The organism is Mesorhizobium jarvisii (assembly GCF_003601985.1).
GTDB classification, from domain to species: Bacteria; Pseudomonadota; Alphaproteobacteria; order Rhizobiales; family Rhizobiaceae; genus Mesorhizobium; species Mesorhizobium jarvisii.
This window is the reverse complement of sequence record NZ_QZXA01000003.1, coordinates 405,513-429,030: the sequence shown is the minus strand read 5'-3', so window position 1 is coordinate 429,030 and position 23,518 is coordinate 405,513. Positions and strand designations below refer to the sequence as shown.

Here is a 23,518-nt window from a genome sequence, read left to right as displayed (position 1 = left end):
GCGGCCGTTACGCCGCCTTCTCAGCCTGCCGTCTTCGCCTGCCAGGCCTTGATCGCCTCGTCGAACACCTTCTCGCCGGGAATGCCTTTTTCCATGGTCAGCAGGGCTCGGCGCCCGGTCTTGTAGACGACCGGAACGTCGATCCAGTCCTGGCCGCGCAGCAAGGTCATGTTGGCGTCCTCGTCGGCCTTGGTGTCGTTGAGCGCGACGAGGAAGAATCCGTCGGCGATCTTGGCCGGTATACCGATCAGCGGGCTGCCGGCATCCTGCTCGGAACTCTTCATCGCGACGCGCAATATGTTGTCGACGCCGCCGCCCTCGAAACCGTCGGGCGTCAGGAAGATCATCTCGATGATGTGGCTGGCTGGCAGCGTCTGGTCGGTGTTGCGGCGGATGGTCATGCGCAACTGGATGTCCTTGCCGGGTATGGTCGCCTCGGCGCGGATCGCCGGCTCGGGCGGCAGGTCGCCACCGGGCGATTCCTGCACCAGCGACCAGACGATGCTGCCAGGCTCGGCCGAGCCCTGCGCGGTGCTGGTGCGCTCCTCATAGAAGATCGCCTTCTGGCCGACCGGCACCGAGGCCGCCGCCGCCGGGGCAGCCGGTGCCGTGGGCGTGGCGCCCGCTGGGGCGGGCGGCGTAGCGGCAGCATTGGCCGGGGCGGCGGGTGTAGTTCCGTTGGCAGGCGGGGTTGCGGCGGGCGCGGCGCCCGCCGCGGGTGCGGTCGCGGCAGGTGCTGCCGCGGCTGGCGCTGCCGCGGGCGCGGCAGCAGCCGGGGGCGGATTGGCCGGCGCATTCGTCGCCGATGGCGGTGTCGTCAGCGCGGCGACGGATTCACCCTCGCCTATACCGGTTTGGCCACCAGCCGGGCCGGGGTCGGTTTCGCCACCTTCGGGCGTCAGCCGCTGCGTGAATTTCGTCGCCTCGGCACCTGCCGCGGGCGCTGGTGCCGCCGGGGCGTCGGTCGCCGGCTTGGCCGGCGCCGGTTTCACCGGTTCGGTCTTGGCGACCACCTTGCTGCCGTCCAGGCCCAGCATCTTGCTGAAGGCGTCCTTGTTGAGCCAGATGCCATAGCCACCGCCGGCAACGACCAGCAAGGCCACGACGGCGGCGATCAGCCCGCCATAGCTGCGTTTGCGCTCGGCCGGACGCAGGCGGAAAGTGTCGGCTGCCGCCGGCTCTTCATCGTTCGGGAAGACATCGGCGCGGTCATCGTCCTGGTCCGCATCCATGCCCGGCAAGGCAGGATCGGCGAGATCGGGGGCCACCGGTTGCACCGGCGTGGGTTTCTGCCAGCTTGGCTCGGCCTTGGCTACGGGCGAAGGCGCGGACTGGTAAGGTTCCGGCGTGGCGGCAGGCGGCGGCGCGGGACGGTAAGGCTCGGCCTTGGCGGCGGGCGGTGCCGGCCACGCCGGCTCCGCCTTCACCGGCTGGCGCGTGTGGCTCGGCTGGTTTTTGTTGCGGTCGATCGAGGAAAAGATGTGCTCCAGCTCCGCGAGCGGGTCCGTTTCCGGCACGCTCTTGGCATACTCGCGCTCGACGCTCGTAATGGCGTTTTCCAGTGAGCGCTTTTGCGCGCTTATGGCTTCGGTGGCCAGCGGCGGCGAATATTCCGCGAGCTTCTTGGCCAGCATGGAACGAACGCTGTCATAGATGCGCGTACGCTTTTCGGGCGTCTCGTCACCGTGCTTGTCGAGCGCCTTTTTCAGAACAGCAACAAAATCTGCCATGCTTCAGTCGACCTGTATTTTGCTTCCGCGCCGGCCCCCGCAAATCAGCCGTGATGCCCGGAAAGGCTTCAGAAACTAGTCTTGAAACGGATCGGTCACAAGTATCGTATCGTCCCGTTCCGGGCTGGTGGAGAGGAGTGCCACCGGCGCGCCGATCAACTCCTCTATGTATCGGACATATTTGACGGCCTGAGCCGGAAGGTCGTTCCAGCTGCGCGCGCCGGCAGTGGTGCCTTTCCACCCTTCCAGGGTCTCGTAGACCGGTTCGACACGGGCCTGCGCGCCCTGGCTCGCAGGCAGGTAATCGATCATCTCGCCGTCGAGGCGATAGCCGGTGCAGACCTTGATCTCGTCCAGCCCGTCGAGCACGTCGAGCTTGGTCAGCGCGATGCCCTTGATGCCGTTGACGGCGACAGCCTGGCGCACCAGCACCGCGTCGAACCAGCCGCAACGGCGCTTGCGCCCGGTGACGACGCCGAACTCATGGCCGCGCGTGCCGAGGAATTCGCCGATCTCGTTCTTCTGTTCGGTCGGGAACGGACCTTCGCCGACGCGCGTCGTGTAGGCCTTGGTGATGCCGAGCACATAACCGATGGCGCCCGGACCGACGCCCGAGCCGGCGGCGGCCTGGCCGGCCACCGTGTTGGACGAGGTGACGAACGGATAGGTGCCGTGGTCGATGTCGAGCAGCGTGCCTTGCGCGCCCTCGAACAGGATTCGCTCGCCGGCGCGGCGCTTGTCGTCGAGTATCTTCCAGACACGGTCCATATAGGGCAGGATCTCGTCGGCGACCGACGTCAATTCGGCCATGATCGCGTCATGCGTGACTTCGCCATGGCCAAGCCCGCGGCGCAGCGCATTGTGATGCGTCAGCAGCCTGTCGACCTTCAGGGGCAGCGTTTCCAAATCCGCCAGATCCATCACCCGCACCGCTCGCCGACCCACCTTGTCCTCATAGGCCGGACCAATGCCCCGGCGGGTCGTGCCAATCTTCGTCCCGGAATTTGACGCGGCGTCCTCGCGGAATCCGTCCAGCTCCCGGTGCAGCGACAGGATAAGCGCTGTGTTTTCGGCTATTTTCAGGCGATCCGGCGTCACTTCGACGCCTTGCGCCTTGAGCTTCGCCACTTCGGCCACGAAAGCATGCGGGTCGAAGACCACGCCATTGCCAATGATGGACAGCTTGCCCTGCCGCACAACGCCGGACGGCAACAGCGACAGCTTGTAGACCTTGCCGTCGACGACCAGCGTGTGGCCGGCATTGTGGCCGCCCTGGAAACGCACCACGACATCGGCGCGCTCCGACAGCCAGTCGACGATCTTGCCCTTGCCTTCGTCGCCCCACTGCGAGCCGACGACCACCACATTGGCCATGTTTCTTTTCCCTTGAGACGCCGCCTAGCGGCTTGGATATGGTTCGAAACGACAGGCCTCTATAGCGTCAAGACCTCGCGAGCGCGACCTTTCTTTGCCGCCGAAAATGCCCTGAGGCACAACAATTTTCGGCTTTGACATCATTTACTTGGGCTGAGAGGGGCAATAGGCCGGCAAACACCGCGACGCATCCGTCGCGGCCGGAATCCCGCGATGCATCGAAGCGCCTACTTATTCCTGCTGCTCACCACCTTGCTGTGGGGTGGCAATTCGGTGGCCGGCAAGCTGGCGGTCGATCACGTCTCGCCGATGATGCTGGTCTTCCTGCGCTGGGTGCTGGCGGTGGCGATCCTGCTGCCGATCGGCTGGCGCACGATCCAGGAGGACTGGCCTGTGGTGCGCCGGCACTGGCTCGTTCTGGCGGCACTCGGCGCCAGCGGCTTCACATTGTTCAACGTGATCTTCTACACGGCACTCAACTACACGACGGCGATCAATGTCTCGATCGAACAGGCGGCGATGCCGATCCTGATCATGACGGCCAATTTCGTCTTCTTCCGGCTGCGCGTGAACTGGGCGCAGATCGCCGGCGTCGTGCTGACCATTGCCGGCGTCATCCTGACCGCTTCCCACGGCGATCCGCGCCGGCTGCTGACCCTGGAGCTCAATTTCGGCGACGCCATCATGCTGGTGGCGGTCGTCCTCTACAGCGGCTATTCGGTCGGCCTGCGGCTGAAGCCGGCGCTGCGCTGGCAAAGCCTGATGCTGGCCATGTCGATCGCCGCGCTCATCACCTCGCTGCCCTTCTTGCTGTGGGAGGTCGTCGCCGGCAAGGCCATCATGCCCGACGCACGCGGCTGGACGGTCATCGTCTACACCGCGATCGGCGCCTCGGTCGTCTCGCAGATAACCTACATCAGGGGCAACGAGCTGATCGGCGCCAACCGCGCCGGCCTGTTCATCAACCTGGTGCCGATCTTCGGCACGTTGCTTTCGGTGCTGATCGTCGGCGAGACGTTCCAGCTCTATCAGGCCTTGGCGCTTGTGCTCGTGCTGGGCGGCATCGGGCTTGCCGAACATAGCGGGCGCAACAGCGCTATGACCCGGTCGGCCAAAGTGCGCTGAGCAGCAAGAAGGCGCGACAAACGCCGCGCCTGCTAATCTTGGCGAAAAGCCTGGATCAGATGCCGCCGACGTCGAACTGCAGCCGCTTGGCCGAGTCGATCGACTTGTGCGCCCGCACCTGCTCCAGCACCTTTTCCGGGAACGGCGCGTCGAGATAGAGCAGCGCTATGGCGTCGCCGCCCGGCCGGTTGCGGCCAAGCTGGAAGTTGGCGATGTTGACGCCATTCTCGCCGCACACCGTGCCGAGCAGGCCGATGATGCCGGGGGCATCGGCATTGGTGGTGTAGAGCATGTGCTGGCCGACCTCGGCGTCGAGGTTGATGCCCTTGATCTGGATGAAGCGCGGCTTGCCGTCCGAGAAGCAGGTGCCGGCGATCGAGCGCGTCCTGTGCTCGGTCTTGACCGTCAGCTTGATGTAGCCGTCGAACACGCCTGACTTGTCGCGCTTGACCTCGGCGACGATGATGCCGCGCTCCTTCACCATGATCGGCGCCGAAACCATGTTGACGTCGGAGACCTGCGGCCGGATCAGCCCGGCCAGCGTCGCGCTGATCAGCGCGCGCGTGTTCATCGTCGCGGTTGAGCCGTCGAACAGGATCTCAACCTCCGTGATCGGATCCTCGGTGACCTGGCCGACAAAGGCGCCGAGCACTTCGGCGAGCTTGACGAAGGGCTTCAGCCGCGGCGCTTCTTCCGCCGTGATCGACGGCATGTTGATGGCGTTGGAGACCGCGCCCTTGATCAGATAGTCGGCCATCTGCTCGGCGACCTGCAGCGCGACATTCTCCTGCGCTTCCGCCGTCGAGGCGCCGAGATGCGGTGTCGCCACCACGTTTTCCATGCCGAACAGGGCGTTCTGCTCGGCCGGCTCGACCTCGAACACGTCGATGCCGGCGCCCGCCACCTTGCCGCTCTTCAACGCCGCGATCAGATCGGCCTCGACGATCAGCCCGCCGCGCGCGCAATTGATGATGCGCACGCCGTTCTTCATCTTGGCGATTGCCCCGGCGTCGATGATGTTGCGCGTCTTGTCGGTCAGTGGCGTGTGCAGTGTGATGAAGTCCGCGCGCGCGAACAGCTCATCGAGCTCGACCTTGTCGACGCCGAGCTCCTCGGCACGCTTGTCCGACAGGAACGGGTCGAAGGCGATGACATGCATCTTCAGGCCGACGCCGCGTGTGGCGACGATCGAGCCAATATTGCCGCAGCCGATGACACCCAGCGTCTTGCCGGTGATCTCGACACCCATGAAACGGTTCTTCTCCCACTTGCCGGCATGGGTCGAGGCGTTGGCTTCCGGGATCTGGCGCGCCAGCGCGAAGATCATCGCCACGGCGTGCTCGGCTGTCGTGATCGAATTGCCGAAGGGCGTGTTCATCACGATGATACCCTTGCGGCTCGCCGCCGGGATATCGACATTGTCGACGCCGATGCCGGCGCGGCCGATGACCTTGAGCCTGGTGGCGGCGTTGATCAGCTTTTCGGTGACCTTGGTCGCCGAGCGGATGGCAAGGCCGTCATACTGGCCGATCACCTCGAGCAGCTTTTCCTTGTCCTTGCCGAGGTCGGGCAGATAGTCGACCTCGACGCCGCGATCCTTGAAGATCTGCACGGCGGTAGGAGAGAGTTTGTCAGAGACGAGAACGCGGGGCGCCATGGCGGCCTCCTTGAAATGGGATTGATCCGGGAATGGGCGGCCCGCGGGCCGCCACGGAAAGTCTCAGGCCGCCGCTTTCAGCGAAGCCTTCTGCGCGGCGAAGGCCCAGTCGAGCCAGGGCAGCAGCGCCTCGAGATCGGATGTCTCGACCGTCGCACCACACCAGATACGCAGGCCGGGAGGCGCGTCGCGATAGGAGCCGATGTCATAGGCGACGCCTTCCTTGTCGAGCGCCGAGACCAGCCCCTTGGCGAAAGCCGCCTGACCGTCGGCGTCGAGCGCCGCCACATCGGCATCGGTGAAGGACAAGCAGACCGAGGTGTTCGACCGCGTCGCCGGCTGGACGGCGAGATGGCCGAGCCAGGAGGACTTGTCGACAAATCCGTCGAGCACGGCGGCATTGGCATCCGCCCTGGCGACCAGTGCATCGAGGCCGCCGGTCGACTTCGCCCAGTGCAGCGCGTCGAGATAGTCCTCGACACACAGCATCGACGGCGTGTTGATGGTCTCGCCCTTGAAAATGCCCTCGATCAGCTTGCCGCCGGAGGTCAGGCGGAAGATTTTCGGCAGCGGCCATGACGGCTTGTAGCTCTCCAGCCGTGCGACCGCGCGGGGCGACAGGATCAGCATGCCATGCGCGCCCTCGCCGCCCAGCACTTTCTGCCAGGAGAACGTGACGACATCGAGCTTTTCGAAATCGAGCTTTTGCGCGAAAGCCGCCGAAGTGGCGTCGCAGATGGTCAGACCCTTGCGATCCGCCGGGATGAAGTCACCATTCGGCACGCGCACGCCCGACGTGGTGCCGTTCCAGGTGAAGACCACGTCGCGGTCGAAATCGATCTTGGCCAGATCCGGCAATTCGCCATAGCCGGCCTCGAGCTTGCGCACGTCGGGCAGCTTCAGCTGCTTGACCACGTCGGTGACCCAGCCGGAGCCGAAGCTTTCCCAGGCGACCATGTCGACGCCGCGCTCGCCGAGCAGCGACCACAGCGCCATCTCGACGGCGCCTGTGTCCGACGCCGGTACGATGCCGATGCGGTAGTCGGCCGGAACCTGGAGGATTTCGCGCGTCAGCTCGATCGCCTGTTCGAGCTTGGTCTTGCCGATCTTGGCGCGATGAGAACGGCCGAGCGCGGCATTCTTGAGCGCCTCGACCGACCAGCCGGGGCGTTTTGCGCAAGGACCTGAGGAGAAATTGGGGTTTGCCGGACGGAGTCCGGGCTTCGTATGCGTCGTCATCGTGGTCTATCCTTCCAGATAGTGGCCCCTCGTTGGGGAGGGGTGGCCCACGGACGGCGATATGCGTTCAGGCCTCGGGCGTCAAGAGGAAAGTTTTTGTCGCTGCCGGGATACCGGCAGTCCGCGATCAGGATCGCGTGATCTCAAACGCGAACGGCGGACCGCTGGGATCCGCCGCTAAAGTCTCGCCAGGTCCCTTGTCTACCAGAGATCGTAGCGCAGTCCGAGTTTGATCTGGTGATTGCTGATGCCCTTGTGGACCGGGAAGGAGGTCAGACTTGCGGCCGTGACATATTCGGCATCCGGGGCGGAGAAGTACTGATAGCCGAGGTCGACCGAAACGTTTTTCGACACCTGGTAGGCAAGGCCCGCATTCAGCGTATAGGCCAAGGAGTACTTCGTCTTGTCGTCTGTCTGGACGAAATCGTCGGTGGGGTCGCCATTGTTGGTGAAATAGTTGGCCGAGAGCTGGCGCGTGCTCTGTACGATACCAACGCCACCGCCCACATACGGGGTGATCCCGACATAAGTGCCAAGGTCGACATAGCCGTTGAGCATGAGCGAGTAGGCGTAATTCTTCAGGTTCGCCGATGCGACGGTAGAGGTTGCCGGCGGCACAACGCTCAGTGTATCGTCATAGCCAACGCCGATTTTGTTGCCTGGCAGATAGCCGAGATTGAGATCGGCGCGCAGATAGTCGTTGAAGTGATAGCCAAAGCCGATGCTGGCAAAGATCGGATCTTCTTTCTCGTCGAAGCTCGCCGGCGTGAAGGCGAAATCATCGTTCTTGAAGCTCTTCTGCACCAGATAAGAGACGTCGCCGCGCAGATACCAGCCGGAGCCGACCTCGACCGGCACATAGTCGGGCGCCTGATCGGTGTAGATCGGCGGATCGTAGTCGGCAGCGATTGCCGGCGTCAGCGGCAAGAGACCGAGTCCGGCAAGCGCCAGCACAATACGCGATGTGAGTGTCATAGTCCCGACTCCCGGATTTGACGACACCTGCGATCAACACGGCAGCCATCGTTTCAGGAAGCATTGTTAACCATAGTGGTTAAGTCACGGTTAAGGCTAATAGAGCGTTAGCGAATTCATTTCAGCTAATGCATGGCGCTCTAAATTGCCCTCCCTGTCCGGGCACTTCATTGGCGACAGCTCAAACGAAAACCGCCCGGTCAAGCCGGGCGGTTCGTGTATATTGGAGGCAGTAGATTTCTTACTTGGAGATTTCTTACTTGGTGTAGACCGGCTCAGGTTCGGGCTGGTAGGCCACCACCGGTGCCGCGCACCCATTGTTGCCACCGAACTGATAGCGCAGGCCGCCGCGCACCTCGTGGGTGTTGATGCCGCGGTCGAAACCCGGACCGGCGCTGCTCGCATCCCATTCGAACATGCGGCCGCCCTGAATATGGGAGAAACGATAGCCCGCATCGAGGATGATCTTGTCGGTCAAGCAGTAGGAGGCACCGGCCATCAGAGCATAAGCGAAGCGCCAGTTGGATGCTCCGGGGTTGGTCTCGGTGGTGTTCGGATCGTAGACGGTATCCCACTTGACGCGCGCGCCGCCGATACCGGCGCCGACATAAGGCGTGATGCCGTGCCAGGTGCCGATATCGACATAGGCATTGGCCAAGAGCAGCAGGGCGCTCATCTTCGACACTTCGGTCGACGTCGAGACGAGATCCGAGGTGCCGCCGTTGAAGTTCGACTTGAACCAGTAGTCGGCGGTCACGTCCGTGCGCAGGTGATCGTTGATCTTGTAGCCGACGCCGCCGCCGAGCGAGAAGCCGCCCTTGAGCTTGCCGTAATCGAAACTCTTGCCGCCCGGTATGACCGTACAATTACAGGGATCGATGCCGTAGGTCATGTAGTCGATGCCGCGCACATCGGACTTGTGATAGTCGATGTCGCCGCGGATATACCAGCCGCCGACGTCGACCGGCTGTTCGTAGACCGGTGGCGGTGCCTCTTCGACCTGCGGCTCAGGCAGGTCGGCTGCGAACACCGGCCAGGCCAGGCCCGCGAACAGCAACGCGAACAGGGCCTTTCTTGCTGTATTGAACATGCTTGTCACCCCTAGGAACCCTCGGAACGCGATCGCGGCCGAACGAGATTGGCTTTCAGGCGTGGATAATGAATTGGAAAAGTTAAAAGGCGTTTAACCCTGTCGATTAACCACGAATCTCTAAAATTCGAGGAATTGGGGAATGATTTCGACAAACAAGAAGACCGGTTCCGGCCAACAAAAAGCCCGCCTCAGGGGCGGGCTGGATGCGACGGCAGCGACGTAACGCCTGAGGGCACCGGGGGAGGTCAGGCGGCGCTGCGGGTCTCCGAAATTACCTCGACAATGTCGTTGACGACGGCCTCCACCAGTTGCGGATCGTCGCCCTCGGCCATGACACGGATCAGCGGCTCGGTGCCGGACGGACGGATGACCAGACGCCCGGTCTTGCCGAGACGATTGCGCGCATCCTCGATCGCCGCCTTGACGGGAGCTTCCTCGAGCGGCTTGCCGCCGGCGATACGGACATTCTTCAAGAGTTGCGGCACCGGCTCGAACTTCTTCGACAGTTCGCTGACCGGGCGTCCCTGGCGCTTGATGCAGGCCAGCACCTGCAGCGCCGACACCAGGCCGTCGCCGGTGGTCGAGAAATCCGACAGCACGATGTGGCCGGACTGTTCGCCGCCGACATTGAGCCCATGCGCGCGCATATGCTCCACGACATAGCGGTCACCGACCTTGGTGCGGTGCAATTGCAGTTTCATGTCGCCGAGGAAGCGTTCGAGGCCGAGATTGGACATGACCGTCGAAACCACGCCGCCGCCGGCAAGCCGTCCGCTCTGGTGCCAGGACTCGGCGATCATCGCCATGATCTGGTCACCGTCAACGATCGCGCCATTCTCGTCGACGATGACGACCCGGTCTGCATCGCCATCGAGCGCGATGCCGATATCGGCGCGCACTTCATGCACTTTCTTCTGCAGGCCGGCCGGATGCGTCGAGCCGCATTCCTTGTTGATATTGAAGCCGTTGGGTTCGACATTGATGGCCACGACCTCGGCGCCGAGCTCCCACAGCGCCTCGGGCGCCACCTTGTAGGCCGCGCCATTGGCGCAATCGACGACGATCCTGAGGCCCGAAAGCGACATCGAGCGCGGCAATGTACGCTTGGCGAACTCGATGTAGCGGTCATGCACGCCGTCGACACGCTTGGCGCGGCCAAGCCCGTCGGAATCGGCGAGTGTCAGTTCGATATCCTTGTCGAGCATGCTCTCGATGCGCTCTTCGATCTCGTCCGAAAGCTTGTAGCCATCCGGCCCGAACAGCTTGATGCCGTTGTCGTAATAGGGATTGTGCGAAGCCGAGATCATGACGCCGATATCGGCGCGCAGTGAACGCACCAGCATGGCGACGGCCGGGGTCGGGATCGGGCCGAGCAGGAACACGTCCATGCCGGCGGCGCAGAGACCCGCCACCATCGCATTCTCGATCATGTAGCCGGAAAGCCTGGTGTCCTTGCCCAGAACGACGCGATGGCGGTGGCTGCCGCGCTGGAACGAAAGGCCGGCGGCCATGCCGACCCGCATGGCGATTTCCGCGGTCATCGGAAACTTGTTCGCGCGCCCGCGAATGCCGTCGGTGCCGAAGTAATTCCCTGCCATGCGAGTTCAATTCCTGAAGGTTCTTTGCCGGGCATTTTAATGCCATAATTGACCGGCGCGCCATGATCACATTGTGTGATTATATGTTACCAATCCTTAGAAAATCATTGTTGTGCGCTGCACACAACAAGGCAGCAGCCCAACATGAAGGCACCGCGGCGCTGCAATATACCAGTTCTGCGAGCTATACGCCGCAGCTGCACGCGGAAAATCTTGTTCTTGACCCGGCAAGGGGCAATGATTTCATCACCTTATCGGGAGGAGCAAGCTTTGGGCGATATATACGCCACTTAGCATCTGGCGCAACCGACCGTTGAGCGTTATTGATTCGCTGGGACGTATAATGGGCTGCTGCAACGGAGAAACGCTATGCTCATCCACCGACTTGCCACTTTGACCGGCCTCGCCGTAGTGACGTTGTTCCTGGCCGCGCCAGCCAACGCACTGACGATGGCCGAGTGCAGCACGAAGTATAACGCCGCCAAGGATGCGGGGACACTGGCCGGACAGACCTGGAACCAGTTCCGCAAGGCGCAATGCGGCACCGATGCCGCCGCCACCACGGACACCAAGCCGGCCGACACGAAGAAGGCAGCCGAAACCAAGCCGGCCAAGGCGGCCAAGGCAGCGGCCGCCGACGCGGGCGCCGCGAAAGGCCTGACGGCCAAGGAATGCAGCGCCAAGTACCAGGCGGCGAAGGCCGCCGGCACGCTGAACGGCATGAAGTGGAACGACTTCCGCAAGACCGAATGCGCCGCCGGCGCATCCGCCGCCGCTGACACCACCAAGCCGGCAACCACCAAGGCAGCCGCGGCTCCCGCCGAAGGCAAGGGCCTGACCATGGCCGAGTGCAGCACCAAGTACCAGGCGGCGAAGACGGCGAACACGCTGAAGGGCCAGAAGTGGAACGACTTCCGCAAGGCCGAATGCGGCGCCGCCGCCTCCGAAGACGACAGCGTGCCAGCTCCGAGCGAAGCAAATTACACCAAGGAGCCGGCGAAGCCGACGACGGCTGCGCCCAAGGGCGTCACCTTCCCGTCCGCGATCTCGCCGAAATATGCCAGCGAGACCCCCGGAAAGGGCCGCATGCACACCTGCCTCGACCAGTACTATGTCCTCAAGGACGCCAATGCGCTTGGCGGCCTGAAGTGGATCCAGAAGGGCGGCGGCTTCTACAGCCTGTGCAATGCCAAGCTGAAGGGCTAAGCTACGCATTCCCCCGGATCGATGAGGCATGAGCCGGTTGAGATCGAATTGAGTTAGACGGAAAGTCTGGCAAGGACAGGCAAAGGCCCGCGATGCATCTGCTTCGCGGGCCTTTTGTTGCTCGCGACGACGCCCGCGGGCTTGCTCGCACTATCGCGGGAGCTGTCGGCATCAATTCGCCCACACTGCCCACCGTCGGGCTTATCGCTAGCGCCCAAAGATTCCAATTGAACATATAGGGAACAAACAGTATACAAAAGGATGTCTAACTTTGTTATCAACCGGGAGGATCTTATGCCCAATTTGAAATTGGCGGTATTGGCTGTGACGGCATCGGTTGCTTGGAGCGTCGCCCCTGCAAGCGCACTGACGATGAAGGAATGCGGCGAGACCTATCGAGCAGCCAAAGAAGGCGGCACTCTGAACGGCATGGACTGGGCCGCTTTCCGCAAGGAGAAATGCGCGATGCCCGCTGCGGAGAGTGTCAGCGGGGATACCGTCAAAACCGCGCCGCAGCCGAAAAAGGAAACCGACGCGGCGGTCGCCCCCACTGTAGCGCCGGCAGGCGTGACATTCCCAACCACCCTCGCCGCCGAGTTCAAGACCGAAAAGCCCGCGAAGGCGCGGATGAAGACCTGCCTGCAGGGTTACCACGGCAACAAGGAGGCGGGTACGTTGAACGGCCTTCGCTGGATCCAGAAGGGCGGCGGTTATTACAGCCTGTGCAATGCGCGGCTAAAAGCTGAATCATAAAAATCGAATACGGCGGATGAAGCGGTCACGCAGACGTTGAGCCGTGATCCTCGGGCTTGTTCCCGAGGATCTGCTGTCCGCCCTGGCTCAGCTCGACGGCTGTGGCTCCATGCCGCCTTCGGGCTCGGGGCCTTTCTTGCGGCGGCCGCCGGACTTCGGCACGGCCGAGCCGCGGCTGGGCGGCGTGTCGTCGCCGAGGTCGCGCGCGGGCTTCTCGCCGGCGATCAATTGCTTGATCTCGTCGCCCGACAGCGTCTCGTATTCGAGCAGCCCCTGCGCCAGCGCGATCCATTCCTTCTTCTTCTTGGTCAGGATGGACTTGGCCGTCGAATAGGCCTCGTCGATCAGGCGGCGCACTTCGGCGTCGATGATCTGCGCGGTCTCTTCCGAGATGTTCTGCGTGCGCGCCACCGAATGGCCGAGGAACACTTCCTCCTGGTTGTCGCCATAGGCGACATGGCCGAGCTTGTCGGAGAAGCCCCAGCGCGTGACCATAGCGCGCGCCAGCTTGGTCGCCTGCTCGATGTCGGAAGAGGCGCCCGAAGTGATGTTCTCCTTGCCGAATTTGAACTCCTCGGCAACGCGGCCGCCCATCATGATGGCAAGGCGCGAGATCATGTACTTGTAGCTCATCGAGTAACGGTCGCCTTCCGGCAACTGCATGACCATGCCGAGCGCACGGCCACGCGGGATGATGGTGGCCTTGTGCAGCGGGTCGGCCGACGGCACGTTGAGCGCCAATATGGCGTGGCCAGCCTCGTGATAGGCGGTCAGCTCCTTCTCGGCCTGGGTCATGGCCGACGAGCGGCGCTCGGCGCCCATCATGATCTTGTCCTTGGCGTCCTCGAACTCGGCCATGGTGACGAGGCGCTTGTTGCGCCGCGCCGCCATCAGCGCCGATTCGTTGACCAGGTTCATTAGGTCGGCGCCGGAGAAGCCCGGCGTGCCGCGCGCGACGACCTTGAGGTCGACATTGGGCGCCAGCGGCACGTTGCGCACATGCACCTTGAGGATCTTCTCGCGGCCGACGATGTCGGGGTTCGGCACCACTACCTGGCGGTCGAAACGGCCCGGACGCAGCAGCGCCGGATCAAGCACGTCGGGACGGTTGGTGGCGGCGATCAGGATGATGCTTTCGTTGGATTCGAAGCCGTCCATCTCGACCAGCAGCTGGTTCAGCGTCTGCTCGCGCTCGTCGTTGCCGCCGCCGAGGCCGGCGCCACGATGGCGCCCGACCGCGTCGATTTCGTCGATGAAGATGATGCAGGGCGCGTTCTTCTTGGCCTGGTCGAACATGTCGCGCACGCGGCTTGCACCGACACCGACGAACATCTCGACGAAGTCCGAACCCGAAATGGTGAAGAACGGCACATTGGCTTCGCCGGCGACCGAGCGGGCGAGCAGCGTCTTGCCGGTGCCGGGAGGGCCGACCAAAAGCACGCCGCGCGGAATCTTGCCGCCAAGGCGCTGGAACTTCTGCGGATCGCGCAGGAACTCGACGATCTCTTCCAGATCTTCCTTGGCTTCGTCGACGCCGGCGACGTCCTGGAAGGTGACGCGGCCATGCGCCTCCGTCAGAAGCTTGGCCTTCGACTTGCCAAAACCCATGGCGCGCCCGGATCCGGACTGCATCTGGCGCATGAAGAATATCCAGACGCCGAGGATCAGGATCATCGGCAGCCAGGAGATCAGGTAGCCGAACAGCGAATTGGAACCGTCGGTCTCTGGCCGCGCATTGATGGTGACGTTCTTGTCCTGCAACCGCGAGACCAGCTGGGGATCGCCGGGCGAATAGGTCTGGAAGCCGGTGGAATTGTCGGTGTAGGTGCCGGTGATGCGGGCGCCCGCAATGGTCACCGTCTTAACCCGGCCGGCCGCGACATCCTGCAAGAACTGCGAATAAGGCACATCGCTCGAAGCCCCGCGCGTCTGCGGCGTCTGGAACAGATTGAAGAGAGCGATGAGCAGGACCGCTATGATCGCCCAGAGCGCGAGGTTGCGATAGTTCGGATTCATCAATTGTCCCGTTGGCGTCCGCGCACGGACAGCATCATGAGAGGAAACTTGAGCCTAACATAGGGAGAGCGTCTCCCCTTGCCAAGCAGAACAGCATGTCTGGGTTAAGCTTTCGACCACCATCAATTGGCACCGTGGCCGCCCAATGGCGAAGCGGGAAGCGGTGACGCGCCGATCAGCTCGGCGACAGCCCGCGCCGGCGCCAGATCGAAGGACGGCAGAAAGCGGGAAAAAGGCGACACGACCGGTCGCGCAGCGAACGCTGGTGGCCTCGGCTGACGCGGCGGCAAACCAGGGTTTTCAAGGGCTTGCCGCGATGTCGGTTCCGCGGCCATTGCGGCGCGCATCAGGCTTGCCGGGGTTTCTCCCTCATCGATTGCCAGCCGCCTCGCTGCTGTCGCACCCAACGGTGCGATCAACAATGCGCCGGGCCTGTCGTTCAATGTGATGTGGCGGCGGCCGTCCCAGACGGTGTTGTCGACAGCGATTGCGGCGGGCGGCAAACCCCGCGCCTCGCGGCGCAGGAAGAGGCCGGCACGCCGGAAATCGACCACCGTCCGCGACAATGTGGCGCAAAGAAATCCGGTCTTCAGCCGGCCCAACAGCGCCTCGCTGCGCGCCTGGTCCGGCAGGAAGGCCACGCCTCCGGCTGTGGCCATCAGGATGCGCAACGCATAGACGGCCGCCCGGTCGTCTTCCGCGGTCAGCAGAGCGGGATCGAGCCAGATGAGGCCCGTGCTCGGCTGGCTGGCGAAGCGATGGATCAGACCGGCCGCGCTGACGCCAAGCTGCCTGCGCTCGACGGCGGCCTGGCCGGCGAGCAGCAGCGCATTTTCCATATAGCCGACACTTTCGCCGGCAAGTGCTGCGCGCACGCGCGGTCGCTCGAAGGCCTCGTCGATATTGGTCGGGTCATCGGCCCAGCCGACATGTTCATGCCGCAAGAAATCGCGAAGCGCCGAGCGCCGCATCCCCAGAAGCGGCCGAACGATCCACTCGCGCCAATCATAGAGGGTGGCCGGCGCCATGCCGGCAAGCCCACGACCTGCCATGTCGGCGAGCTCCCGGTCCCGTGCATGCCGCATCAGCACCGTCTCGGCCTGGTCGTCGGCGGTATGACCGGTGACGATCAGGCCGATGCCTTCCGCGCGCGCCGCCTCGGCCAGCAGATGGTAGCGCGCTTCCCGCGCCGCCGCCGGCAGACCGGTCGATGGCTTGCGCCCGGACCACGTCAGGGTGCGGTGGGCAATGCCGCGCTCGGCGCACAACTTCGCCACGGCTTGCGCCTCGGCTGCCGAACCCTGACGCAAGCCATGGTCGATGGTCACGGCCAGCAGTTTCGCGGGCGATGCGGTTCGGTCGAGATACTGTTTGAGAAGGAGAAGCAGGGCGGTCGAGTCGCTGCCGCCGGACACGGCCGCAATGGCGCCGCGGGTAAAATCGATAGGCGAAAAAAGTCTGGTCGAAAGATCAGGCTCGGTATCGAGCATCAACGCATGTCGTCCAAAAACGGTCCCGGTCCCGGGACCAGGACATGCCTGGGAAAAATCAGCACGCAGCCAGGGCCTTCTCCTGCTTGACGCGTTCCTTGAGTGCATTGGAGATATCGGGGTAGCGCTTGCCGACTTCGCTGAAGGTGGCGCAGGCGACGTCGTGCTGCTTGAGGCCGACCAGTGACACGCCAAGCTTCAACAGCATGTCGGGCGCCTTCTTGGCCTTGGGGTAGTCCTTGCTGGCGGCGAGGAAGACCTCGGCCGCGTCGCGGTATTTCTGCTGGCCAAGCAGCGATTCACCCAGCCAGTAATGCGCGTCCGCCGCCTTCGCATCGCGCGGGAAGCGCGAGATATGATCGCGAAAACCCTGCTCGGCGGTGCCGTAGTCGCCCGACAGGATGAACTGATAGGAATTGCGGTAAAGCTCCTCCGGGTCGTTGGTGGAAGGCAGCGCCGCGACGATCGTTGCGTTGGACTTGCCGGCCTTGGCCGGGGCCTTGGTGGCCGGAGCAGCGTCTTGTGTCGGCGCGGTCGACTGGGTGTTGCCGCCGGCATCGATCACATTGCCGTTCTTGTCGACGGTAATGGAACCGAAGGTCTTTTCCGGGGCTCCCGTGCCGGGAATCACCTTGCCGGGGTCGCCATCGGGCGATTCGACGATGACGTCTTCGACCGTCTTGCCGCCCGCGGACTGATTGCCGCCGGGCGCGGCGCCGGCATCGGCCGGAGCCTGGGTTGCCGGGGCCGCCGCGACGTCGGTGTTGGTGTCGGTGGTGGCATCGGATTTCTTCTGCGCCGGAGGCTGTCCGCCTTGTGCGCCGCCTTCAAGCTGCTGGAAGCGGAATTCGTTGTCTTCCTGCTGCTTGCGCATCTGTTCCTGCATCTGCAGGATCTGGAAATTGAGCTCTTCGATCTTGCCGTTCATCTGGCGCAGCTGGTCCTCGAGCCCGGTGGCGCCGGCGCCGTTCGACTGCTGCGCGAGCTGGACCTGGTCGGGTTTCTTCTTGTCGCTGAAGAGGCTCGGCAACTCGAGGCTCGGCAGATGGAAGGAAAAGCCGCTGTCGGTTGACTGCCCTGGGCCGCTTGCCCCCGGACCGTTTGCCAGGGCGGTGAAGCCTGATAGGAGCAGCGCCGCAAGCGTGCCGCTCAGAACCGATCTCAAATGCATGTGCCTCTCGCGGTGTGTCGTTAGTCTGTTCGCGCCTTCCAATCAGGATGGGACCAGCCAGGCGCCCTCGGCTCATAGCAGGACGCGAGACTTCGGCCAAATTTTGTTTCGGTCACCCGGATATGAAAAAGGCGGCCCGAAGGCCGCCTTTCGCGAAGTTGTGTTGCATTTTTGCCAGCCGGCGCGATCGCGTCTCTGGACGCGCGGCCAACTCAGGAACCGGCGCCGCTGAGCGTGGTAACGGCGCGGCGATTCTGCGACCAGCAGGAGATGTCGTCGCACACCGCGACCGGACGTTCCTTGCCGTAGGAAATGGTCTTCAGGCGGCTGGAAGCGACACCCTTGGAAACGAGGAAGTCGCGGGCGGCGGCGGCGCGGCGGGCGCCGAGCGCCAGATTGTATTCGCGCGTGCCGCGTTCGTCGGCGTGACCTTCGACGACGATGGCGTACTGCTTGTACTGGTTCAGCCACTGCGCCTGGCGGGCGAGCGTCGTCTGCGCATCCGCGCGGATCGAGGACGAGTCTGTATCGAAGAAGATACGGTCGCCAATGTTGACGGTGAAGTCCTGCGCCGAGCCGGGTGTTGCGGCGCCGGCACCGTTGAGGCCAAGATCAGCGGCGCTGTTGGGCGTCTTCTTCGAAGCGCAACCGGCGATGGCGAGCATCGCCACCAGCGCGATCATGACCGGGTTTCTGGTAAGTGCTGCGATACGGCCCATGCCGCCTCTCCTTCGCATTTCGAGTGATTTCGTTGATCACCCAGTAACCACGTTTGGGTTAACCGGCATTCAAGAAACACGGTTAAAATTTGGTTTAGGCTGCCCGTCCGCAACCTTTTAAGCCAGGGTCACAGTTGGCGCGGACCCTAGGCGGAAATGCGGCCAAAACGCGACGAAGGCATGGAAAAGGGGCCGAAACGGCCCCTTTTCAGCATGTGTGGCAATTCGGCCGACGCTATTCCAACAGCGGCGACCAGGCGGGATCCGACGCGAAATTCGCCGTCGGAATCGGCTGCTCGTTGCGGCCGGTGAGGTCGACCGAAACCAGTTTCGGGCCGCCATTGGAGTCGCGGAAGAACATCAAGACGCGGCCGTTTGGCGCCCAGGTCGGTCCTTCCTGCTGGAAACCGGACGACAGGATGCGCTCGCCGGAACCGTCGGTCTTCATGACGCCGATCTGGAATTCGCCGCCGGTCTGCTTGGTGAAGGCGATGAGATCGCCACGCGGCGACCACACCGGCGTCGAATAGACGCCGTCGCCGAAGGATATGCGGGTCTGGCCCGAGCCGTCGGCGCCCATGACATAGATCTGCGCGCGGCCGCCGCGGTCGGAGGTGAACACCACCTTGCTGCCGTCGGGCGAATAGGAAGGCGATGTGTCGATTGCCGTCGAATTGGTCAGCCGCGTCGTCGAGCGGCTGCGCAGGTCCATGGCGAAGATGTTGGAATTGCCGTCGTCGCGCAGCAGGCTCATGATCACCTTCTGGCCGTCGGGCGAGAAGCGCGGCGCAAAGGTCATGCCGGGGAAATTGCCGACCAGTTCGCGCTGCCCGGTCTCGATCTGCAGGAGATAGACGCGCGGCTGGCCGCTCTCATAGGACATGTAGGTGATTTCCTGCCGGTTCGGCGAGAAACGCGGCGTCAGCACGATCGAGCGGCCGTCCGAGAGATAGCGGACATTGGCGCCGTCCTGGTCCATGATGGCCAAACGCTTCTTGCGCGCGTTCTTGGCGCCGGATTCGTCGATGAATACTACACGCGTGTCGAAATAGCCCTTCTCGCCGGTCAGCCGCTCGTAGATGGCGTCGGCGATGATGTGGGCGACGCGCCGCTGGTTGGCGTCGTTGGCGAAGAACTGCTCACCCGACATCTGCTGTCCGGCGAAAGTGTCCCAAAGCCGGTACTGCGCGCGGATGCGCCCATCGGCCTCCTTGCTGACGCTGCCGGTGACCAGCGCCTGGGCGTTGATCACCTTCCAGTCGTCGAAGCGGGGTGCGGCATCCGGGTTCGAGATCTTCTCGATGAAGGCGCTCTTGTCGATCGGCGCGAACAGGCCGGAACGCTTCAGATCGGCGGTGACGATCTGGGAAATCTGCGCGCCAAGCGCGTCACCGCCCTGGAAATCCGTGATGGCGATCGGCAGCGGCTCGACATTGCCCTTGTTGACGTTGAGCTCGACGAGCGCCCATGCCGGCATGGGGACAATGGCGGTCATGCCCAGCGCCATGGCTGCAATCGTCAGGAGCGGCTTGAGGAAGGATCTCATATCTTCTCGCTTCTCTTCTTTTGATTGGTTGGGCGCCAGGCCTAGAGGCCGAGCATTTCCCTTGGATCGAAAGTGACCCGGATGTCGTTCCAGATGTCCTGCTTGCCAGCAGGAACCTGCAAGCCGGCCACGTCGCATTTCTGCACCGCGCGCACCGCGCTTTCATCGAACTGCCGGTTGCCGCTCGACTTTTCGACGGAGGGACGGCCATCGAGCTTGCCGGAGTTGTCGAGGTTGAAGCGCACGACGACGACGAAGTTCTCCGAGCCCTCGAGGCCAACCGGCAGCGTCCAGCACCCACCCAACTGGCTTTCCAGGGCGCCCTGCTCCGACTTCGACAGTTTCTGGCCCTGGTCCTTGTCGCCGCCGAGCGAGGCTTGCTGCGTAGAACGCTTGGCCCCGCCGCCGGAGGGCTTCTGCTTGTCGAGGAGCGCGGATATTTCGTTCGCGTTGAACTGCTTGTCGTCGGATTTCGGTTTCGACGACGCTTCCTTGACCGGCTTGTCGGCATCCTTGCGTTCAGGCGCCTTGGCGCTTTCGGCCTGTGCCGGCTGCGGCTTCGGCCGCGCTTCCGGCGCGGGCGCCGAGCTCGGCAATTGCGTCTCTTCGGTCGGCGGATCCTTGGCTATGGCCTCGGCGACGGCATCCGGCTTGACCTCGGGTGTCGGATCGATGGCTGCGGTCTTGTCCTGCGGCGGCGGGGTCGGCGCCGGCTTGGCCGGCGTCGGCTTCGGCTCGGTCTGCTTGACCGGCTCGGGCTTGACCTCTTCCTTGGGCGTCGGCGCGGGCGCCACTTCGGTCGCCGGAATGGGCTTCGGCTTTTCCTGCGGCTTCGGCACGTCCTCGGTCTTCGGCGTCTCTTTGGGAGTCGGCGCGGGCGGCGGGGCCGAGGTCATGTCGACGGGCTTCGGCTTGGCTTCCGGCGTTATCGGCTTGTCGGTATCGACGCTGTTTTCGCCGACCTTCTGCGACGCCGGCACGATATCCGGGCGCTGCGTCGGCAGTGGCGCCGGTTTTTCATGCATCACGGCCTTCTTGTCGCCCTGCAGCGTCTGCGCGATCGCCTCCATCGGCACGATATCGACCGCGACCGACTCGACATCGGCGGACGGGAGCGCGGCCGGCGCCGACAGGGTGAACAGGCCGAAGGCCAGCACCGCCGTGTGCAAGATCACCGATGTGGTGAGGCCGGTCTTCATCTTCTTGTCTACTGATCCTGTTCCTGCAGCGAAACCAGGCCGATATTTTTGTAACCGGCGGCCGAAATGCGGGCCATCACCTTCATCGCCGTGCCATAGTCGGTGGACTTGTCACCACGGATGAAGATGCGCTCCTCGTAACCGGTCTTCGAGATCGCCTGCAGCTTGGCCACCAGCTCTTCGATCGGGATCTCGGTTTCCTGGAGATAGATCTGGCCGGCGGCGTTGATCGAGACGGTGATCGGCTGCGTGTCGGCATTCATCGCCTTGGCCTGCGTGTCGGGCAGGTCGATCGGCACGCCGACGGTCAGCATGGGTGCGGCGACCATGAAGATGATCAGCAGCACCAGCATGACGTCGACCATCGGCGTGACGTTGATCTCCGACATCAGCCCATGGTGACGGCCGCGCCGCCTGTGGCCGCGCCCGCCGCGTCCCGCCATGCCTACGGACATACCCATCAGCTACTCCTCAGGCCTTCGGCGCGACTTTTTCATCGATTTGGCGCGAGAGTATGGCGGAGAACTCGTCGGAGAACCCTTCCATGCGCACCGCGAGCTTGCTCGCATCCGATGACAGCTTGTTGTAGGCGATGACCGCCGGGATGGCGGCGAGCAGGCCGATGGCCGTCGCCAGCAGCGCCTCGGCGATACCGGGTGCGACCACCGCGAGGCTGGTGTTCTTGGAGCCGGCAATGGCCTGGAACGACGTCATGATGCCGATGACCGTGCCGAACAGACCGATGAACGGGGCCGCCGAGCCGGTGGTAGCCAGGAAGCCGAGACGACCCTCAAGCTTCTCCATCTCGCGGGTCAGCGCCAGGTCCATCGCCTTGTCGATGCGGGTCTGCAGCCCGAGCGGCGTCTTGGCGCCCTTCTCAAAACTCTTCTTCCACTCGCGCATGGCGGCGACGAAAATGGCGCCCATGCCAGAGGTTTTGCGGTCGGCGAGCGTGCGGTAGAGCTCCTCCAGCGACTGTCCGGACCAGAAGACCTGCTCGAAGCGGTTCAGCGCCAGCCGCATGCGGCCATAGGCAACCAGCTTGTCGATGATGATCGCCCAGGTCCAGACCGAGGCGCAGAGCAGCCCGATCATGACCAGCTTGACCACCCAGCTGGCCTGCATGAACAGCGCCCAAATCGACAATTGCGCGCCCGGTTCGGCGAGTGCGATATTTTCCATCGTTACGTCCTTAAGATTTCCGGGCGAAGCTGGCGGCTGGCCCCTGGCATCCCTTGTGGTCGGTTCGCACGAAGCTACCGGACGCCCCAAACCGTGCCGTTAGCGGCCTTTTCAGGGCAAATATTGGTGAAAGGAAGGCGCTGGATAGCGCCAATCTTCACCAATCTCTTCATGAACCGTTATGGTTAAGGATGGGTTAGTGAATAAGGCGCGGCGCATTGCCGCGCCTGGTGGCGAGACCGATGCGCTTCCACTCCCTGGGAGTCGGTCTCATCCACGTGGTCGGTGGGGTAGTCCTGCCCGCCATAGAGGACGCGCGGGATCAGCACTTGCTGCCCGTCGACCCGGAACAGGATGGACGCACGCCGTTCAAAGCCGACAACCCGGATTCCGGATCCGATGGCATCGCGAACGGAGCCGCGTTCCGGGAACGTTGATAGCGCCATGCACGCGGCCTCGATGCGGTCGATATAGCCACCGGCGCGCGCGGCACCGCTTTCCTTTTCGATGTAATTGTAAATGGCAAAGAGGTCGGACTGCGCCGAAGGTCTGAAAACGACCCTATGCGTCACGCTTGGCGACCTTCAGGCGGTCTGCATGATGCTCGCGCAATGCCTTGAACACGTCCTCGGCCGGGATATCCGGGCGAGGATCGTCAAGAGCTTCCTGCACCTTGGCTCGCATGATGGCGGTGATGACCTGCTCCTCGCGGTCAAGGGCGCGAAGCGCGGCACGCATGACTTCGCTCGCGGAATCATAAGCTCCCGACGCCAAGCGGGCGTCCAGGCTGCTTTGCTGGCGGCCGAGCGTCACGCTTATTGGTTTGCTGGTTCTCATGGCGAATGTCTTCCCTGTCCTACCTTATAGCACAATGTATGACACTGTCATACCATTTTCAGGAGGCACACAAGCTCCGTTGTCGGGCCAACCGTTTAATCAGGCGAAACACGAAACTTGGGCATGAACGCCGCGACCCATTCCTTGGGAAAGCGCCGCGGTCGTCCATTCTCGCCGATGATCGCCGCCTCGACCTTGGCTTCGACCAGCACCTCGTCGCCGCGCTTGAGCTGCTGCGCCATGAAGATGCGCGCGCCGGAAATGGTGTCGGTGCGGGTGTCAACGGTCAGGATGTCGTCGATGCGGGCGGGGCTGCGGAAATCGATCTCCATGCGCCGCACCACCCAGACGATCTTCTCGCCATGCTTGCCGTCGGCGAGCTCCGTGTGATGCACGCCGGTGAGCCTGAGATAGTCGGAGCGGCCGCGCTCGAGGAATTCGAGATAGCGCGCATGGTAGACGACGCCGGAGAAATCGGTGTCGGCATAATAGACCCGCGCCATCAGCCGGTGGCCGAACGCCGTCAGCGCGCCGGAAAGCCCGGCCAGCAGCGTCGCCGATTCACCATGATCGTCCATTGCGCTTCCTTTTTAAGTCCCGACGAGGCA

21 protein-coding genes are annotated in these 23,518 nt (G+C 63.5%); 3 read left to right on the top strand and 18 right to left on the bottom strand.

All coding sequences use genetic code 11. The annotated features are described in order from the left end of the window. Positions 1-20 precede the first annotated feature (20 nt). Positions 21-1,730 (bottom strand): hypothetical protein, encoded by a 1,710-nt coding sequence (locus D3242_RS09675; protein ID WP_064981211.1) that lies wholly within the window; start codon positions 1,728-1,730, stop codon positions 21-23. Between the two features lie 75 nt (positions 1,731-1,805). After that, positions 1,806-3,104 (bottom strand): adenylosuccinate synthase, encoded by a 1,299-nt coding sequence (locus D3242_RS09670; RefSeq protein WP_010912013.1) that lies wholly within the window; start codon positions 3,102-3,104, stop codon positions 1,806-1,808. 213 nt (positions 3,105-3,317) lie between these two features. On the opposite strand from D3242_RS09670, the gene D3242_RS09665 reads away from it, so the two are divergent. After that, a complete protein-coding gene (locus D3242_RS09665) occupies positions 3,318-4,229 on the top strand; it encodes a DMT family transporter (protein ID WP_064981213.1) in 912 nt (303 codons plus the stop codon). 55 nt (positions 4,230-4,284) lie between these two features. On the opposite strand, the gene serA is transcribed toward D3242_RS09665, so the two are convergent. From serA to glmM, 5 genes are all read right to left on the bottom strand, one after another. Next, positions 4,285-5,886: a phosphoglycerate dehydrogenase gene (gene serA, locus D3242_RS09660; RefSeq protein ID WP_019861724.1), complete on the bottom strand. Its 1,602-nt coding sequence runs from the start codon at positions 5,884-5,886 to the stop codon at positions 4,285-4,287. A gap of 63 nt (positions 5,887-5,949) precedes the next feature. Beyond that, positions 5,950-7,125: a phosphoserine transaminase gene (locus tag D3242_RS09655; RefSeq protein ID WP_064981217.1), complete on the bottom strand. Its 1,176-nt coding sequence runs from the start codon at positions 7,123-7,125 to the stop codon at positions 5,950-5,952. A 201-nt stretch (positions 7,126-7,326) separates the two neighbouring features. Beyond that, positions 7,327-8,100, bottom strand: a complete 774-nt coding sequence (locus D3242_RS09650) for an outer membrane protein (protein ID WP_064981221.1) — start codon at positions 8,098-8,100, stop codon at positions 7,327-7,329. A 256-nt stretch (positions 8,101-8,356) separates the two neighbouring features. Continuing rightward, entirely contained in the window at positions 8,357-9,190 is an 834-nt protein-coding gene (locus D3242_RS09645) for an outer membrane protein (RefSeq protein ID WP_038650246.1), read from the bottom strand. A 248-nt stretch (positions 9,191-9,438) separates the two neighbouring features. After that, positions 9,439-10,791 (bottom strand): phosphoglucosamine mutase, encoded by a 1,353-nt coding sequence (gene glmM, locus D3242_RS09640; RefSeq protein WP_019861728.1) that lies wholly within the window; start codon positions 10,789-10,791, stop codon positions 9,439-9,441. A gap of 369 nt (positions 10,792-11,160) precedes the next feature. On the opposite strand from glmM, the gene D3242_RS09635 reads away from it, so the two are divergent. Next, positions 11,161-11,997 carry a hypothetical protein gene (locus tag D3242_RS09635; protein WP_064981223.1) on the top strand — a complete coding sequence of 279 codons (837 nt, stop codon included), beginning with the start codon at positions 11,161-11,163 and terminating at the stop codon, positions 11,995-11,997. 294 nt (positions 11,998-12,291) lie between these two features. Next, the gene (locus tag D3242_RS09630; protein ID WP_019861730.1) at positions 12,292-12,750 is read left to right on the top strand and encodes a hypothetical protein; all 459 of its coding nucleotides are present in this window, start codon (positions 12,292-12,294) and stop codon (positions 12,748-12,750) included. An 87-nt stretch (positions 12,751-12,837) separates the two neighbouring features. Here D3242_RS09630 and ftsH read toward each other — a convergent pair whose 3' ends face one another. The 11 genes from ftsH to ybgC form a co-directional block, all read right to left on the bottom strand. Continuing rightward, positions 12,838-14,766: an ATP-dependent zinc metalloprotease FtsH gene (gene ftsH, locus D3242_RS09625; RefSeq protein WP_019861731.1), complete on the bottom strand. Its 1,929-nt coding sequence runs from the start codon at positions 14,764-14,766 to the stop codon at positions 12,838-12,840. 122 nt (positions 14,767-14,888) lie between these two features. Next, positions 14,889-16,256: a tRNA lysidine(34) synthetase TilS gene (gene tilS, locus D3242_RS09620; protein ID WP_064981225.1), complete on the bottom strand. Its 1,368-nt coding sequence runs from the start codon at positions 16,254-16,256 to the stop codon at positions 14,889-14,891. 58 nt (positions 16,257-16,314) lie between these two features. After that, positions 16,315-17,427, bottom strand: coding sequence for a tol-pal system protein YbgF (ybgF, locus tag D3242_RS09615; protein ID WP_064981228.1), 1,113 nt, complete (start codon positions 17,425-17,427; stop codon positions 16,315-16,317). A gap of 212 nt (positions 17,428-17,639) precedes the next feature. Continuing rightward, entirely contained in the window at positions 17,640-18,146 is a 507-nt protein-coding gene (gene pal / locus D3242_RS09610; protein ID WP_013892538.1) for a peptidoglycan-associated lipoprotein Pal, read from the bottom strand. Between the two features lie 235 nt (positions 18,147-18,381). Then, positions 18,382-19,653 carry a Tol-Pal system beta propeller repeat protein TolB gene (tolB, locus tag D3242_RS09605; protein WP_223217914.1) on the bottom strand — a complete coding sequence of 424 codons (1,272 nt, stop codon included), beginning with the start codon at positions 19,651-19,653 and terminating at the stop codon, positions 18,382-18,384. An 80-nt stretch (positions 19,654-19,733) separates the two neighbouring features. Then, positions 19,734-20,891 (bottom strand): cell envelope integrity protein TolA, encoded by a 1,158-nt coding sequence (tolA, locus tag D3242_RS09600; RefSeq protein ID WP_019861736.1) that lies wholly within the window; start codon positions 20,889-20,891, stop codon positions 19,734-19,736. Between the two features lie 8 nt (positions 20,892-20,899). Next, positions 20,900-21,352 (bottom strand): protein TolR, encoded by a 453-nt coding sequence (tolR, locus tag D3242_RS09595; protein ID WP_027047494.1) that lies wholly within the window; start codon positions 21,350-21,352, stop codon positions 20,900-20,902. A 10-nt stretch (positions 21,353-21,362) separates the two neighbouring features. Beyond that, positions 21,363-22,073 carry a protein TolQ gene (tolQ, locus tag D3242_RS09590; protein WP_019861737.1) on the bottom strand — a complete coding sequence of 237 codons (711 nt, stop codon included), beginning with the start codon at positions 22,071-22,073 and terminating at the stop codon, positions 21,363-21,365. 185 nt (positions 22,074-22,258) lie between these two features. Then, complete coding sequence (locus D3242_RS09585) at positions 22,259-22,645, bottom strand: type II toxin-antitoxin system RelE/ParE family toxin (protein WP_223217846.1); 387 nt, start codon at positions 22,643-22,645, stop codon at positions 22,259-22,261. Next, positions 22,635-22,910, bottom strand: a complete 276-nt coding sequence (locus D3242_RS09580) for a type II toxin-antitoxin system ParD family antitoxin (RefSeq protein WP_019861739.1) — start codon at positions 22,908-22,910, stop codon at positions 22,635-22,637. Before D3242_RS09580 ends, D3242_RS09585 begins: the two co-directional genes overlap by 11 nt. A gap of 95 nt (positions 22,911-23,005) precedes the next feature. Beyond that, positions 23,006-23,488 (bottom strand): tol-pal system-associated acyl-CoA thioesterase, encoded by a 483-nt coding sequence (gene ybgC, locus D3242_RS09575; protein ID WP_019861740.1) that lies wholly within the window; start codon positions 23,486-23,488, stop codon positions 23,006-23,008. Positions 23,489-23,518 lie beyond the last annotated feature (30 nt).

What these genes read in the sequence shown, in the direction of transcription:
- ybgF (WP_064981228.1), bottom strand. Translation starts at nt 17,427, where the DNA reads ATGCATTTGAGATCGGTTCTGAGCGGCACGCTTGCGGCGCTGCTCCTA.
- tilS (WP_064981225.1), bottom strand. Translation starts at nt 16,256, where the DNA reads ATGCTCGATACCGAGCCTGATCTTTCGACCAGACTTTTTTCGCCTATC.
- tolB (WP_223217914.1), bottom strand. Translation starts at nt 19,653, where the DNA reads ATGGCGCTGGGCATGACCGCCATTGTCCCCATGCCGGCATGGGCGCTC.
- ybgC (WP_019861740.1), bottom strand. Translation starts at nt 23,488, where the DNA reads ATGGACGATCATGGTGAATCGGCGACGCTGCTGGCCGGGCTTTCCGGC.
- ftsH (WP_019861731.1), bottom strand. Translation starts at nt 14,766, where the DNA reads ATGAATCCGAACTATCGCAACCTCGCGCTCTGGGCGATCATAGCGGTC.
- tolR (WP_027047494.1), bottom strand. Translation starts at nt 21,352, where the DNA reads ATGGGTATGTCCGTAGGCATGGCGGGACGCGGCGGGCGCGGCCACAGG.
- D3242_RS09635 (WP_064981223.1), top strand. Translation starts at nt 11,161, where the DNA reads ATGCTCATCCACCGACTTGCCACTTTGACCGGCCTCGCCGTAGTGACG.
- pal (WP_013892538.1), bottom strand. Translation starts at nt 18,146, where the DNA reads ATGGGCCGTATCGCAGCACTTACCAGAAACCCGGTCATGATCGCGCTG.
- serA (WP_019861724.1), bottom strand. Translation starts at nt 5,886, where the DNA reads ATGGCGCCCCGCGTTCTCGTCTCTGACAAACTCTCTCCTACCGCCGTG.
- D3242_RS09665 (WP_064981213.1), top strand. Translation starts at nt 3,318, where the DNA reads ATGCATCGAAGCGCCTACTTATTCCTGCTGCTCACCACCTTGCTGTGG.
- tolA (WP_019861736.1), bottom strand. Translation starts at nt 20,891, where the DNA reads ATGAAGACCGGCCTCACCACATCGGTGATCTTGCACACGGCGGTGCTG.
- D3242_RS09580 (WP_019861739.1), bottom strand. Translation starts at nt 22,910, where the DNA reads ATGAGAACCAGCAAACCAATAAGCGTGACGCTCGGCCGCCAGCAAAGC.
- tolQ (WP_019861737.1), bottom strand. Translation starts at nt 22,073, where the DNA reads ATGGAAAATATCGCACTCGCCGAACCGGGCGCGCAATTGTCGATTTGG.
- D3242_RS09675 (WP_064981211.1), bottom strand. Translation starts at nt 1,730, where the DNA reads ATGGCAGATTTTGTTGCTGTTCTGAAAAAGGCGCTCGACAAGCACGGT.
- D3242_RS09655 (WP_064981217.1), bottom strand. Translation starts at nt 7,125, where the DNA reads ATGACGACGCATACGAAGCCCGGACTCCGTCCGGCAAACCCCAATTTC.
- D3242_RS09645 (WP_038650246.1), bottom strand. Translation starts at nt 9,190, where the DNA reads ATGTTCAATACAGCAAGAAAGGCCCTGTTCGCGTTGCTGTTCGCGGGC.
- D3242_RS09650 (WP_064981221.1), bottom strand. Translation starts at nt 8,100, where the DNA reads ATGACACTCACATCGCGTATTGTGCTGGCGCTTGCCGGACTCGGTCTC.
- D3242_RS09670 (WP_010912013.1), bottom strand. Translation starts at nt 3,104, where the DNA reads ATGGCCAATGTGGTGGTCGTCGGCTCGCAGTGGGGCGACGAAGGCAAG.
- D3242_RS09630 (WP_019861730.1), top strand. Translation starts at nt 12,292, where the DNA reads ATGCCCAATTTGAAATTGGCGGTATTGGCTGTGACGGCATCGGTTGCT.
- glmM (WP_019861728.1), bottom strand. Translation starts at nt 10,791, where the DNA reads ATGGCAGGGAATTACTTCGGCACCGACGGCATTCGCGGGCGCGCGAAC.